14 protein-coding genes are annotated in these 12,926 nt (G+C 59.5%); 5 read left to right on the top strand and 9 right to left on the bottom strand.

Features of this window, described 5'->3' with window-relative positions; translation table 11 throughout:
- The first annotated feature begins 42 nt into the window (after positions 1–42).
- Complete coding sequence (locus GOW98_RS00670; RefSeq protein ID WP_170329054.1) at positions 43–1,122, top strand: 2'-deoxycytidine 5'-triphosphate deaminase; 1,080 nt, start codon at positions 43–45, stop codon at positions 1,120–1,122.
- Here GOW98_RS00670 and GOW98_RS00675 read toward each other — a convergent pair.
- The 6 genes from GOW98_RS00675 to argS form a co-directional block, all read right to left on the bottom strand.
- Positions 1,119–1,340: a hypothetical protein gene (locus tag GOW98_RS00675; RefSeq protein ID WP_170329056.1), complete on the bottom strand. Its 222-nt coding sequence runs from the start codon at positions 1,338–1,340 to the stop codon at positions 1,119–1,121. The two genes, GOW98_RS00670 and GOW98_RS00675, sit on opposite strands and share 4 nt — an antisense overlap.
- 64 nt (positions 1,341–1,404) lie before the next feature.
- Positions 1,405–1,989 carry an SMC-Scp complex subunit ScpB gene (scpB, locus tag GOW98_RS00680; protein WP_437436847.1) on the bottom strand — a complete coding sequence of 195 codons (585 nt, stop codon included), beginning with the start codon at positions 1,987–1,989 and terminating at the stop codon, positions 1,405–1,407.
- Positions 1,990–2,053: 64 nt separating this feature from the next.
- A complete protein-coding gene (locus GOW98_RS00685) occupies positions 2,054–2,848 on the bottom strand; it encodes a segregation and condensation protein A (RefSeq protein ID WP_170325216.1) in 795 nt (264 codons plus the stop codon).
- Positions 2,838–3,845 carry a beta-N-acetylhexosaminidase gene (nagZ, locus tag GOW98_RS00690; protein WP_170329060.1) on the bottom strand — a complete coding sequence of 336 codons (1,008 nt, stop codon included), beginning with the start codon at positions 3,843–3,845 and terminating at the stop codon, positions 2,838–2,840. The genes GOW98_RS00685 and nagZ overlap by 11 nt, the downstream gene beginning before the upstream one ends.
- Positions 3,842–4,954: an SPOR domain-containing protein gene (locus tag GOW98_RS00695; RefSeq protein WP_254437865.1), complete on the bottom strand. Its 1,113-nt coding sequence runs from the start codon at positions 4,952–4,954 to the stop codon at positions 3,842–3,844. The genes nagZ and GOW98_RS00695 overlap by 4 nt, the downstream gene beginning before the upstream one ends.
- A 39-nt stretch (positions 4,955–4,993) precedes the next feature.
- Positions 4,994–6,739: an arginine--tRNA ligase gene (argS, locus tag GOW98_RS00700; protein ID WP_170329063.1), complete on the bottom strand. Its 1,746-nt coding sequence runs from the start codon at positions 6,737–6,739 to the stop codon at positions 4,994–4,996.
- 133 nt (positions 6,740–6,872) lie between these two features.
- Between argS and GOW98_RS00705 the strand changes: the two genes are divergently transcribed.
- Positions 6,873–7,424: a hypothetical protein gene (locus tag GOW98_RS00705; protein WP_170329065.1), complete on the top strand. Its 552-nt coding sequence runs from the start codon at positions 6,873–6,875 to the stop codon at positions 7,422–7,424.
- Here the strand turns inward: GOW98_RS00705 and GOW98_RS00710 are convergent, their stop codons facing one another.
- Positions 7,425–8,567 (bottom strand): deoxyguanosinetriphosphate triphosphohydrolase, encoded by a 1,143-nt coding sequence (locus GOW98_RS00710; protein WP_170329067.1) that lies wholly within the window; start codon positions 8,565–8,567, stop codon positions 7,425–7,427. It abuts the gene before it with no gap.
- A gap of 76 nt (positions 8,568–8,643) precedes the next feature.
- On the opposite strand from GOW98_RS00710, the gene GOW98_RS00715 reads away from it, so the two are divergent.
- Together GOW98_RS00715 and xth are read left to right on the top strand one after the other, a co-directional pair.
- A complete protein-coding gene (locus GOW98_RS00715; RefSeq protein WP_170325221.1) occupies positions 8,644–8,967 on the top strand; it encodes a HesB/IscA family protein in 324 nt (107 codons plus the stop codon).
- 281 nt (positions 8,968–9,248) lie between these two features.
- Positions 9,249–10,028 carry an exodeoxyribonuclease III gene (xth, locus tag GOW98_RS00720; protein ID WP_170329069.1) on the top strand — a complete coding sequence of 260 codons (780 nt, stop codon included), beginning with the start codon at positions 9,249–9,251 and terminating at the stop codon, positions 10,026–10,028.
- Positions 10,029–10,032: 4 nt separating this feature from the next.
- Here xth and GOW98_RS00725 read toward each other — a convergent pair whose 3' ends face one another.
- Together GOW98_RS00725 and dksA are read right to left on the bottom strand one after the other, a co-directional pair.
- Positions 10,033–11,184 carry an FAD-dependent oxidoreductase gene (locus GOW98_RS00725; protein WP_170329071.1) on the bottom strand — a complete coding sequence of 384 codons (1,152 nt, stop codon included), beginning with the start codon at positions 11,182–11,184 and terminating at the stop codon, positions 10,033–10,035.
- 71 nt (positions 11,185–11,255) lie between these two features.
- Positions 11,256–11,678 (bottom strand): RNA polymerase-binding protein DksA, encoded by a 423-nt coding sequence (dksA, locus tag GOW98_RS00730; RefSeq protein ID WP_170329440.1) that lies wholly within the window; start codon positions 11,676–11,678, stop codon positions 11,256–11,258.
- A 370-nt stretch (positions 11,679–12,048) separates the two neighbouring features.
- Between dksA and GOW98_RS00735 the strand changes: the two genes are divergently transcribed.
- On the top strand, positions 12,049–12,894 hold the full coding sequence (locus GOW98_RS00735) for an AAA family ATPase (protein ID WP_170329074.1): 846 nt from the start codon (positions 12,049–12,051) through the stop codon (positions 12,892–12,894).
- Positions 12,895–12,926: the final 32 nt, after the last annotated feature.

Consider the following 12,926-nt stretch of genomic DNA (forward strand, 5'->3'; position numbering starts at 1 on the left):
GCAGACAGGCCAGATCCCGCTCTGGCACCAGGGGGGATCGGAATGACAGGTGTATGCCCAAACCAACAGATCGAAGGCATGATTGCGCGTGGTGAAATCACCGCCAGCCCCGAGGTTATTCCCGCTCAGGTCCAACCAGCCAGCCTTGATTTGCGTCTGGGAACAGTGGCTTACCGCGTGCGCGCATCATTTTTGGCGGGCGAAGGGCGGTCCGTCGCCGACCGTCTGGCCGAGTTTGAGATGCACCGCATCGACATTTCCGACGGCGCTGTGCTGGAAAAGGGCTGCGTTTATCTGGTGCCCCTGATGGAATCGCTGGCCCTGCCCGAGAACGTGACTGCCGTCGCCAATGCCAAAAGCTCGACTGGGCGGCTCGACCTGCTGACCCGTACCATCACCGATGGCGGCACCGAGTTCGACCGGGTTCCGGCTGGTTATACCGGACCGCTTTATGCTGAGATCTGCCCCCGCTCCTTCTCGGTTCTGGTACGTCCGGGAATGCGGCTGAACCAGATTCGGTTCCGGCAAGGACAGGCCGTGCTCAGCGACGCGGAACTAACGGCGCTGCACAACGACTCGCCGCTGGTCGATGGTCCGGCGGTGATACAGGATGGGCTGGGTTTTTCGGTCGATCTGCAACTGCCAGATACCGATCTGGTGGGGTACCGCGCCAAGCCGCATACCGGCGTGATCGATCTGGACCGTATCGGCGAATACGACCCGCAGGAATACTGGGAAGAAGTGCGCACAAGCGATGGCCGCATCATACTGGACCCGGGCGCGTTCTATATTCTGGTCAGCCGCGAGGCCGTCCACATCCCGCCGATGTGCGCCGCGGAAATGGCCCCCTATCTGGCGATGGTGGGCGAATTCCGGGTGCACTATGCCGGTTTCTTTGATCCGGGCTTTGGCCACGCTGAAGCCGGTGGCGCCGGATCGCGCGGTGTGCTTGAGGTACGCTGCCACGAAGCACCTTTTGTGCTGGAACACGGCCAGGTCGTCGGACGGCTGGTTTATGAAAAGATGGCCGAGATGCCCACGCAGCTATACGGCGCCGGCATTGCGTCAAACTATCAGGGACAGGGGCTGAAGCTGTCCAAGCATTTCAAGGCAGTTGGTTAGAACTTCATGAACCGGCGCATCTGCCGGGTCATCCGCTGCGCCTGTCTCAGATTTTGCGAAGGGCGAAGACCGTTGGTTTGCCTGCGGTTAGCCCCGGATTGCTGATCCGGTTTGCCTCCCATACGACTGGCCACGTCAAAGCCCTTGTCCACACCTTTACTGACAAGGCGGCGCATGATCTGGCGCACGATCATGTCGATGATCCGATTGGCGTTCATTGCTCAACTCCGTTTCCTGCCGTTCAACATAGGGGGCTCAAGTGACAACAAAAGGGCCGCTTGATCACTCTTCCTCGAACAGTTCGGTCTGGTCTTCGTCTGCTTCGTCCTCGCGCCCATCGCCCAGCGGGATCGTGCCCGGTGGAGGCCGGTTTTCCAGCAAGCCAGCCGCGCGCAATTCCTTCAACCCCGGCAAATCACGCGCATTCTCAAGCCCGAAATGGTCAAGGAATTGTGGCGTCACCACAAAGGTTACCGGACGGCCCGGTGTCATGCGGCGACGGCCCAGACGAATCCACTCCATCTCAAGCAACTGATCGATAGTTCCGCGAGACACCGACACACCGCGGATCTCTTCGATTTCGGCCCGTGTGCAGGGTTGGTGATAGGCCACGATAGCCAGTGTTTCGATCGCGGCCCGGCTGAGCTTGCGAGTCTCAACCGTTTCTTTCTGCATCAGAAAACCCAGATCAGGGGCCGTCCGAATGGCCCACGCCTCGCCCACGCGGACCACGCGCACCCCACGGCCCTCATAGCGTTTCTGAAGTATTTCAACCGCTTGCGCCGCGTCGCTGCCATGGGGCATCCGCGCTTCAAGGTCGCCAATCGTCACCGGTTCGGCGCTGGCGAACAGCACCGCTTCGACCATGCGTTCCTGTTCCGCAATGGGCGGCGCTTCGAACAGGGTGCCGGTGCCTTCTTGTTGCGGTTCGTCAGTCACGTGTGTCAGTCCTCTTGCGCAGATGGATCGGAGCAAAGGTCTCGCTCTGCTTGATCTCCATATGTCCTTCTTTCACCAACTCCAGAGAGGCGGCAAAGGTCGCCGCTGTGGCCGATCTGCGGCGCACCGGATCGGCGTCCCAGCCGTCGGGCAGGTAGGTCTCCATATCCGTCCAGGTGCCCGCGAACCCGATCAAAGGGCGCATCCGTTCCAACGCCTGCTCCATCGTGAACACGGCATCGCGGTCCATGACAAAGGGCCGGAATTCGTCGCGCGTCCGAATGCGGGCATAGCCCTGCATCAGGTCGAGAAGAGTGGCGGAATAGGTCACGGTGCGAATGCGGGTGATATCCTCACCCTGCCCGCGTTTGAAGAAATCGCGGCCCAGTTGGTCGCGCGCCATAAGGCGGGCGGCAGAGTCGCGCATGGCCTGTAAACGCTCCAGTTGGAACGCCAGGTGTGCTGCCAGTTCCTCGCCCGAGGGGCCCTCGTCGTCCGGGTCAGGCGGCAGCAGCAAACGGGATTTCAGGAAGGCCAGCCACGCGGCCATTACCAGATAGTCGGCGGCCAGCTCGATCCGCAGCGCGCGGGCTTTTTCAACGAAGGCCAGATATTGCTGCGCCAACGCCAGAACCGAGATTTTCCGCAGGTCGACCTTTTGCGTCCGTGACAGGGTCAGCAGCACGTCCAGCGGGCCTTCGAACCCGTCGACGTCAACGATCAGGGCTTCGGCGGCCAGTCGATCGGCGACCGAGACCGGGTCTTCGCTGAAAAGATTATCGTTCATATACCTGCCCGCCCATTAGGGCAGATAGTTCCGCCTCGGCGGCCTGGATGTCAAGTTCCGCAGGCTTTTGCCGCATCGACAGCGCCTTTTTCGCGCGCTTCCCGGCCTGTTCGGTCATTTCCCCTGCGGCCTCCAGCACTTTCGCGCGGGCGTCGAACGTGCCATTGCAGTGCAGAACCACATCGCACCCGGCGTCCAGCGCCTGGCGGGCGATGTCCTCGGGTGCGCCACTGAGAGCCTTCATCGAGATATCGTCGGTCATGATCAGCCCGTCGAACCCAATCTTGTCGCGGATCAGGCCAATCATTGTCGGCGAAATCGTCGCTGGCTGCGGATCGATCCGGTCATAGACCAGATGCGCGGTCATTCCCATCGGCAAGTCGTTCAGATCGCGAAATGGCGCGAAATCAGCCTGTTCCAGCGCATCCTGCGTTAGGTCCACATGCGGCAGGTCGTGATGGCTGTCGAGCGTGGACAGACCGTGCCCCGGCATATGCTTGATGACGGGCAGCACGCCGCCATCCAGATGGCCTTTTGCAACGGCCTTTCCTAAGCGGGAAACCTGTTTGGGGTCAGAACCATAGCAGCGATTTTTCAGAAACTTGTGCGTATCTTCTCGCACCAGATCAACCATCGGCGCGCAGTTGCTGTCGATACCCAGCCCGAACAGTTCGTCCGCAATCAGACGATAACGCAGATACATCGCCCGTTCGGCCTGATCCCCAGACCGCGCGGCGTGATCCAGCGGCGGCAGCCATTCGCGGGCCAGAGGTGCGCGCAGGCGCTGAACCCGGCCGCCCTCCTGATCGATGGTGATGGGGCAATTGCGGCCCACTGCCTCACGGAAATCATCGCACAGGGCACGAACCTGATCAGCGGTGTCGATATTGCGGGCAAACAAAATGAACCCGAAAGGGTTCATCTCGCGAAACAGTTTCTTTTCGTTGGGCGTCAGGCGCAGGCCTTCGGCGTCAGTGATCGCCGCGCCAAAACTCACCGAGCGGCCACCGGAATACAATCCGCGCCACGTGCCTCAAGCGCGGCACAGAACTGACGCGAGTCACTCAGGTCATCGAACCCCAGAACGCGCAAGCGGTAGAAGGTCCGCCCCCCGCGCGAGGTTTTCTGGATAACACGCTGTTTTCCATCCATATAATCCCCGAACCGATTATTCAGCCGATCCCATTCCGCGCGCGCCACGTCCGAGCTTTCATAGGCCCCAAGCTGCGCCATGCGTGTGCCTTTGGACAGCGCATCAGGGTCAATATCCACACCGACGGCGGCTTTGACAGCAGCGTTGATTGCATCCTCGGTGCTGCTGTCCGACGTGATGCGGCTGGGCGTCGCCCGGGCCGGGCGCGTGATCGGGCGCAAAGACCGGCGGACACCCGGCAACACGGCCAGTTCCGGATCGGGCAGTTGCGCGGCCAGATCGGCGGGGTCGATCGCAGGCTCTTCTTCAGGCAAGGACAGGGCGGCCAATTGCACGCCTTCTTCCGCCGGTTCGTCAATCCGCGCTGCATCTCCAGCCAATTCTGAGACCAGCGCATCCACCGTACCCTGACGCAGCTCAGCGGCCTCCTGATTGGAAATCTCTTCCTGAACTACATGCACAGCCGGAGTGGGTTTCAGAGGTTCAACCGGCGTATCCTCATCAGTCAGCGACACCGGGCGCGGGGCAAGGATCAGACGATCAGCAGGCGGTGCAGCCGTTCCCACCGCAGCCACGGCATTAACGGCCAGACCCTGATGATCCGCAGGCGTTCCGCCCGGGTTTTCGGGCTGAATGCGCATCGGCCCTTCGATAGCCCGCACAACCGGCACGCCGGACACATCGCGCATCACCAGCTTGTAGCCCCAGACGCCGATCCCGGCGACCAGAGCGAGGGACGCAACCGCTCCCATCGCATTGACGATACGGCTCAGCCCCGCTGCGCGCGGTGCTTCGTCATATCCGTACATGTCGTCGGAACACTCGTACTCATCCTGCGGATGTGGTTGATTCGTGTAATGCATCTGCTCGGGGCGCGCTTGCCCCGAGTAATCGTAACTCGCCATATCCGCCTCACCGCCCGATTGCGCCTTAAAACGTGGCGCGCGGGTCATTTCTTGTCTGCCTCGTTCCGGCGGTTCGGGCGGTGTTTGTTACCGCATCTCCTGCGCCGGAGTGACGCCAAGAATACCCAAGCCCGCTGAAATCACAACAGAAACAGCCCGGGCCAATGCGATTTTTGACTGACTTGTGGCAACATCGCCATCCTGAATGAAGCGCAGCTGCGTTTCATCATTGCCCTTGTTCCACAGAGCGTGGAAATCCCCTGCGAGTTCATACAGATAGAAGGCAACGCGATGTGGTTCGTTGGTGCGCGCGGCGATCTCGACCAGACGTGGCCATTCGGCCAGCTTTTTGGCAACCGTCAGTTCCGAGGCATGGTCGTTCTTGCTCAGATCAGCGCCTTTCAGGGTCGCATCGTCCGCGGCAATCTCGGCCTCGGCAGCACGGCGCAGCACGCTCATTACGCGGGCATGGGCGTATTGCACGTAGAACACGGGGTTCTCGCGGCTCTGCTCCAGCACCTTGTCGAAATCAAAGTCCAGCGGTGCGTCGTTTTTACGGGTCAGCATCACGAACCGGGTCACATCCGGGCCCACCTGATCGACCACATCGCGTAGGGTGACAAAGTTCCCTGCCCGTTTCGACATCTTGAAGGGCTCGCCATTCTTCCACAGCTTCACCAGCTGGGTCAGCTTGATATCCAGCGGCACCTTGCCGTCAGACAGAGCCGAAACAGCCGCCTTCATCCGTTTGACATAGCCACCGTGGTCCGCTCCGAACACGTCGATCAGCGCGTCAAATCCACGGGTCACCTTGTCATAGTGATAAGCGATATCCGGGGCGAAATAGGTCCAGCTGCCGTCCGACTTCTTGACCGGGCGGTCGACGTCGTCGCCATGCTCGGTGGATTTGAACAGGGTCTGCTCGCGCGGCTCCCAATCCTCGGGCTTCTTGCCCTTCGGCGGCTCCAGCACGCCTTCATAGATCAGGCCCTTGTCGGTCAGAGACTGCAGCGCAGCTTCGATCCGGCCGGTGCCGTAGAGCGATTTCTCTGAGAAGAACACATCCATCTCGACGCCCAGCGCCTTCAGGTCGGCGCGGATCAGGTCCATCATCGCATCGGTGGCAAAGTTGCGCAGCTCTTCCAGCCACTCGCTTTCTGGCTTGTCGATCAGGCTGTCGCCGTATTTCTCTTTCAGCGCTTCACCGATCGGGATCAGGTAGTCGCCCGGATACAGGCCCTCGGCGATCTCTGGGCTCAGGCCATTGGCCTCGCGATAGCGTTCATAGGCCGAGCGCGCCAGTACATCAACCTGCGCACCGCCGTCGTTGATGTAATATTCGCGGGTTACATCATGGCCCGAGTAGGCCAGCAAGCTCGCCAGAGCATCACCGAACACGGCGCCCCGAGTATGACCAACATGCAGCGGGCCTGTGGGGTTCGCAGACACGTACTCAACGTTCACCTTCTGGCCATGCCCCATGGTCGAGCGGCCGTAGTCGGTGCCCTTCTCCAGCACCGCTGCCAGAACGCCCTGCCAGACCGACGGCGCAAGACGCAAGTTTAGGAAACCCGGACCGGCCACCTCGGCACTGGTGATACGGTCATCAGCCGCCAGTTTCCCGGCCAGCACATCGGCAATGTCGCGCGGCTTCATCTTGGCCGGTTTGGCCAGTACCATCGCAGCATTGGTTGCCATGTCGCCATGCGCGGCATCGCGCGGCGGTTCAACTGCCACGTTGTCAAAACTCAGCCCCTCGGGCAACGCGCCTTCGGACTGCATCTGCGCCAGCGCGTCCAGTACGAGGCCGCGGATCTCGGAAAACAGGTTCATTTCGGATGTCCTTTTGCTTGTCCGGCGGTTTACCACGCAATGCGGCAAGGTCAATGGACGCCTAAAGATTGAGCTTGGTTTAACGCCAAACCCCGGTAATGTCGGCAAGACTTTTATTGCCGGAGACACGCCGATGCGCCTTGCCTTGCCCCTTGCCCTGTTGCTGACAACCTCGTTTCCCGCCATTGCCGACATCCCGGCGCCTACCGGCCATGTCCTCTTGACGTTGGGCGGTGTTGTCACCGAAACCAACCTGCCAGCCCGAGGGGAAGATGATGGTGGCCTACTGGGCTACCTCGAAGTTCAGCACGACGGTGCTGCGGGTTTTGACGCGGCAATGCTGGATGGGCTGGAACAGGTCGAGATCACAATCACCTACGGCCCCGAAGGCAAACAGCGCGAGGTCGCCTTTTCCGGCCCCTTGCTGTCTGACGTGATGACGATGGCCGGAGCTGCGGGAAAGACCGCGAAACCTATGGCACTGGATGGTTATCAGTCGGAAATTGAATGGGAGAGCATCACAGCTCATCAACCCATCGTCGCGACCCATGCAAATGGGTCTCCAATGGGGATCGGTGGCTATGGTCCCACCATGATCGTGTTCCCGCCGACCGATGATGCGGAACTGGCGCAGAAACAATCCGGTCAACAGGTGTGGGCACTGGCCTATATCGGCGTCGAGTAACTACTCGCCTGTCAGCCTTTTGTGATCCTGAAGGGCGAACCGGTCTGTCATTCCGGCAATATAGTCCGACACGATCCGGGCTAGCGCGGTTTCATCCGGCGCCGCCTCAATGTTGTCGTGCCAGCGCGTTGGCATCTGTTTCGGGTCGTTAAGGTATATCGGAAACAGCTCCTGTACGACCGCGCTGACTTGGGCGCGTACTTCCATCACACTGGGGGCGCGGTACATCCGCGTGAACAGGAATGCGCGAATTTCTTTGAGCTGCGCCCATAGCCCGTTTGAGAACTGGACAACCGGATAGCCCAGATGCCGGAGGTCTTCGACTGTCTGCGCCCCCGAAGCAGCGATCAGCCCGCGCGAAGTGTCGATCACGTCTGAAACCATGACGCCAAACACCCGCCGCAACGCCTCGTGTCTGCGGCGATACGGGTCGAGACCGGGATACTTGCGATCCACCTCGGCATAGCAGTCACCCACGATCGGCAATTGCTGGATTTCGTCGTCTGTGAACAGGTTGGCGCGCAGGCCATCCAGCAGATCGTGGTTATTATAAGCAATGTCATCAGACAGCGCGGCCACCTGCGCCTCGGCACTGGCATGAGTGTGCAGTTCCAGATCGAACCCTTCGTTGCACTCAGCCAGAGCCCAGGGCAAATCCCCTACGACCGGCCCGTTATGCTTGGCGATGCCCTCAAGACACTCCCAAGTCAGGTTGCAGCCATCGAATTCGGCATAGTGGCGTTCCAGTTTGGAGACGATCCGTATGGCCTGCGCGTTGTGGTCGAAGCCGCCATAAGGCTCCATCAGCGCATGCAGTGCATCTTCCCCAGTATGACCAAACGGCGTATGTCCAAGGTCGTGCGCCAGCGCCACCGCCTCGGTCAGTTCCGGGTTCAACCCCAAAGCCCCGGCAATGGTCCGCGCCACCTGCGCCACTTCGATGGAATGGGTCAGACGGGTGCGATAGCTGTCGCCCTCATGCTCAACAAACACCTGCGTCTTGTGTTTAAGTCGCCGAAACGCGCTGGCATGAATGATACGGTCGCGATCACGCTGAAAGCATGACCGGAAGCTGCTCTCCTCCTCCGGCACAAGCCGCCCTCTTGCACGGCCTGGGTCCGAGGCAAAACCCGCTCTGTCCAAAGGTCTTGTCCTTGTCGCCTGTCGTTAGGTTTCATATATTGTAGTGTGCTTAGGAAATAAACCTTTGGAGTCTGGCATGAATCTGCCCCCGACAGTTACTGAACGCGCTTTTGACCGACTCGCCGAAATTGGCGCGGCGGATCAGGGGCAGGCTTTGCGCGTTGCTGTGGAAGGCGGCGGATGCTCTGGTTTTCAATACGAAATCGCGTTGGATGAACCGAAAGAGGATGATCTTGTGCTGGAAGGCAAAGGTCAAAAGGTGATTGTAGACTCGATTTCTCTGCCGTTTCTGGAAAACGCGGTAATCGATTTTACGCAGGAACTGATCGGCGCACGCTTTGTGATCGAGAATCCTAACGCCACCTCATCCTGCGGCTGCGGAACGTCTTTTTCGATGTAATCGCCGGTGGGGGCTTTGCCCCCAAACCCCCAGGATATTTTTGGACAGATGAAGCAGGGATCCGCTCTCCGACCATTCATCGGAGAGCTTCACCTGTCGCGGTCATCGGCGTCCCCGCCTGTACCGCACTCGATTCTTCGAGCAAATTGGTTAAGGATCCGTTTCTTCATCTGTCTAAAAATATCCCGGAGCGCGAGGCAGAGCCTCGCAACCCAGCCATCTGCCTTGCCGTTGGGCCGGTTCTGGGCGATAGGTTGCGTTAAGTCACCGGAGGATCGCGCATGAAAATCGCCACATTCAACATCAATGGCATCAAAGCGCGGGCCGAGGCCCTGCCCCGTTGGCTTGATGATGCGCAGCCAGATGTTGTGCTGCTGCAAGAGATCAAATCGGTGGATGAAAACTTCCCACGCGAATTGTTCGAAGAACGCGGCTACAACGTCGAAACGCACGGGCAAAAAAGCTTCAACGGCGTCGCGATCCTGTCGAAGTTCCCCCTGGAAGACGTATCCCGTGGCCTGCCCGGTGACGACGAGGATGAGCAGACACGCTGGATTGAGGCCACGGTGGTTGGCAAAAAGGCGCTGCGCATTTGCGGCCTGTATCTACCCAATGGCAACCCCGCGCCGGGTCCGAAATACGATTACAAGCTGGCCTGGATGGAACGTCTTTATCAGCGCGCCCGTGATTTGATGGCCAGTGAAGAAGTGGCGCTGATGGCCGGTGACTACAATATCATCCCTCAGGCCGAGGACGCAGCCCGCCCCGATGCCTGGCGTGAGGATGCGCTGTTCCGGCCCGAAAGCCGCGCCGCGTTTCGCAAGGTTTTGAACCTCGGGTTCACCGAGGCCTTCCGTACCCGCACGCAAGGACCCGGTCATTACTCTTTTTGGGACTATCAGGCAGGCGCTTGGGACAAAAATGACGGCATCCGCATCGACCACTTTCTACTGACGCCCCAGGCAGCTGACCTGATGCGCGACTGCCAGATTGATTCAGCGGTACGCGGTCACGAAAAACCCTCGGATCACGTGCCGGTCTGGATTGATCTCGACCTGTGACCGATCACGTGGTGGCGTCATAGCTGTAGATCCACTCGTATTTCTTTGCCAACTGAGCCCCAATAGCCATCAGCGCCATCTGCGCCGCCAGTCGCATCGGGCCACGCAGGTGGAAGTTGCGCGCGTTTGCTCCTGCAGCGGCGACCACTTGCCTTGCCCTGGGTTGGCGTTGGTTTTCGTAGGCAGCAAGGGCTTGTGTCGCACCTGACTGGCTTTCGAAAGACCGCGCCAAAATCCACGCATCTTCCAGTGCAAGACAAGCCCCTTGAGCCATAAAAGGTAGCGTCGGATGGGCCGCATCGCCCAAAAGCGCCAGACGACCGTTCTGCCAACTTTTAGCGATGGGTCGCAGAAACAGGGCCCAGAGGTGAGCCTCGGTCACTTCGGCCAGAATATCACCCACGGGTCCGCCGAAATCGGCGAAACGCGCGCGCAGGTCATCGGGCTCGCCTTGCAGACGCCAGCCTTCCTCCTGCCAGTCCGACCGCTCCTCGATTGCAACCACGTTCATCATACGTTGATCTCGCAGCGGATAGGTGACCACATGACGACCCGGGCCCATAGTCAGCGATGCACGCGGCATCTCTTCGCGCTGCGACCATGGGATTGTCGCACGCCATGCGATTTGATGGGTAAACTGAGGGTCCTCAATACCGTTCAGGATCGGCCGGATGGTGCTACGCCCGCCATCCGCGGCAATCACACATTCCGAACGCAACCTCTCGCCGTTATCCAGCACAACCTCGGACTCGCTTGGGTGCTTAACAACATTGGACACACGCGCGCCAAGCCGAACGTCAACGCCGGCCTTTACAGACGCGCGGTGCAACAGGTTCAGTAGGTCAGCGCGGTGATAATAATAGGTTGGACCGGCGGCAGGCGCAGGAATCCGGCTGATCAAACGGCCTTTACGGTAATGACGCAAGATCGTTCCGTGCGACAGTTGCCCGTTCTCAGGTACGTTCCCAACAACACCCAGCGCCCGCAGAACCGCCATCCCGTTGGCGCTGATCTGCAACCCAGCGCCGACCTCAGTCAGGGCCGGTGCCTGTTCCAGAACCGTAACCTGCGCCCCGCGCTGCCGCAGCGCCAGAGCGGCCGCCAGCCCCCCTATCCCGCCGCCGATGACACTGAATTTCAATCCGTCGATATTCATGGCACCGCCTTAACGCAAAAACGCCGAGGCGACAGGCCCCGGCGTTTTAGATTTTCCGAATTTCCCAGCGATCAATCGTCGCGGTGAACCTTCTCACGGCGCTCGTGACGTTCCTGAGCCTCAAGCGTCATGGTCGCGATCGGACGCGCATCCAAACGCTTCAGCGAGATCGGATCGCCCGTCATCTCGCAATAGCCATATTCACCCTCGTCGATGCGGCGTAGCGCCGAGTCGATCTTGGCCACCAGCTTGCGCTGACGGTCGCGGGTGCGCAGTTCCAGCGCGCGGTCGGTTTCCTCGCTCGCGCGGTCGGCAACGTCCGGAATGTTACGGGTGTTGTCCTGCAACCCTTCGATCGTGTCGCGGCTGCCTGCCAATAATTCTGTCTTCCAATCCAGCAGCTTGCGGCGGAAATACTCAAGCTGACGGTCATTCATGAAAGGCTCATCTTCGGCCGGACGGTAGTCCTCCGGCAGAAAAACTTCCTGCTTCATCTTTGCTCCCTCGGTATGGCCATAAACGTCGGTAGCGGTTGTTTCACCTGACATTTGGCTCTCCCTTCTGCGGAGCGTGTATCCGACGCGCGTTGGAATGTCACTACACAAACGTCGCAATGATACGTTACGTCTCCGGCTTGTCTAAATATGAGACATGTAACAACAAAACCTTGTTTTACTGTGGAATTCGTTGGGCATTTCTGCGGCAAACAACAACCGGAAGGACATCCGATAGCCGCCGAATCAAGCAAAAGGAACCAGAGTCGCTGGGAAATTCCCGGTGCTGGACGCCGCGGCCCGCTTGTCAAAATCATCGCCTCTCTGTAACCCCAACAGCACAGATCGCGCGAAACCACACGAGGGGCTCATGACCGCACGTTTCCAAGGCACCGCAGAGTATGTTGCCACTGATGACCTGACCATTGCGGTGAACGCTGCCGTGACCCTGGAACGACCCCTTTTGGTCAAAGGCGAACCGGGCACCGGCAAGACCGAACTGGCCAAGCAGGTAGCCGGCGCGCTGGGGCTCACAATGATCGAGTGGAATGTAAAATCCACCACCCGTGCCCAACAGGGCCTGTATGAATATGACGCCGTCAGCCGCTTGCGCGATAGCCAACTGGGCGACGAGCGTGTGCATGACGTTTCGAACTACATTCGAAAGGGCAAGCTTTGGCAGGCATTTGATGCTGACGAGAAAGTCGTTCTGCTGATCGACGAAATCGACAAGGCCGATATCGAGTTTCCCAATGACCTGTTGCAGGAACTCGATAAGATGGAGTTTCACGTCTATGAGACAGGTGAAACGATCCGCGCCAAACACCGCCCTATCGTGATCATCACATCAAACAACGAAAAGGAACTGCCCGACGCTTTCCTGCGCCGCTGTTTCTTCCACTATATCCGTTTCCCGGACGAGGCGACCATGCGCCGGATCGTCGAGGTGCACCATCCCGGCATCAAGGATGCACTGCTGACCACTGCGCTGACCCAGTTCTATGAAATCCGCGAAACCCAGGGGTTGAAGAAGAAACCTTCAACCTCGGAAGTGCTGGACTGGCTGAAGCTTCTGCTGGCTGAGGACCTGACATCCGAGGACCTGAAGCGGGATGGAGCCAATGCCCTGCCCAAACTGCACGGAGCACTGCTGAAAAACGAGCAGGATGTGCATTTGTTCGAACGTCTGGCGTTCATGGCGCGGGCCAAACGCTGATCCTGTTGAACCTCCGGTGATCGCCGCTTGCC

The organism is Ruegeria arenilitoris (genome assembly GCF_013032445.1).
Taxonomy (GTDB): Bacteria; Pseudomonadota; Alphaproteobacteria; order Rhodobacterales; family Rhodobacteraceae; genus Ruegeria; species Ruegeria arenilitoris_F.

Bases quoted from the DNA above. Each gene is read 5' to 3' on its own strand.
- GOW98_RS00675 (WP_170329056.1), bottom strand. From the start codon at position 1,340: ATGAACGCCAATCGGATCATCGACATGATCGTGCGCCAGATCATGCGC.
- GOW98_RS00725 (WP_170329071.1), bottom strand. From the start codon at position 11,184: ATGAATATCGACGGATTGAAATTCAGTGTCATCGGCGGCGGGATAGGG.
- GOW98_RS00670 (WP_170329054.1), top strand. From the start codon at position 43: ATGACAGGTGTATGCCCAAACCAACAGATCGAAGGCATGATTGCGCGT.
- scpB (WP_437436847.1), bottom strand. From the start codon at position 1,989: ATGGTCGAAGCGGTGCTGTTCGCCAGCGCCGAACCGGTGACGATTGGC.
- argS (WP_170329063.1), bottom strand. From the start codon at position 6,739: ATGAACCTGTTTTCCGAGATCCGCGGCCTCGTACTGGACGCGCTGGCG.
- GOW98_RS00685 (WP_170325216.1), bottom strand. From the start codon at position 2,848: ATGAACGATAATCTTTTCAGCGAAGACCCGGTCTCGGTCGCCGATCGA.
- xth (WP_170329069.1), top strand. From the start codon at position 9,249: ATGAAAATCGCCACATTCAACATCAATGGCATCAAAGCGCGGGCCGAG.
- GOW98_RS00735 (WP_170329074.1), top strand. From the start codon at position 12,049: ATGACCGCACGTTTCCAAGGCACCGCAGAGTATGTTGCCACTGATGAC.
- GOW98_RS00715 (WP_170325221.1), top strand. From the start codon at position 8,644: ATGAATCTGCCCCCGACAGTTACTGAACGCGCTTTTGACCGACTCGCC.
- GOW98_RS00705 (WP_170329065.1), top strand. From the start codon at position 6,873: ATGCGCCTTGCCTTGCCCCTTGCCCTGTTGCTGACAACCTCGTTTCCC.
- GOW98_RS00695 (WP_254437865.1), bottom strand. From the start codon at position 4,954: ATGACCCGCGCGCCACGTTTTAAGGCGCAATCGGGCGGTGAGGCGGAT.
- dksA (WP_170329440.1), bottom strand. From the start codon at position 11,678: ATGAAGCAGGAAGTTTTTCTGCCGGAGGACTACCGTCCGGCCGAAGAT.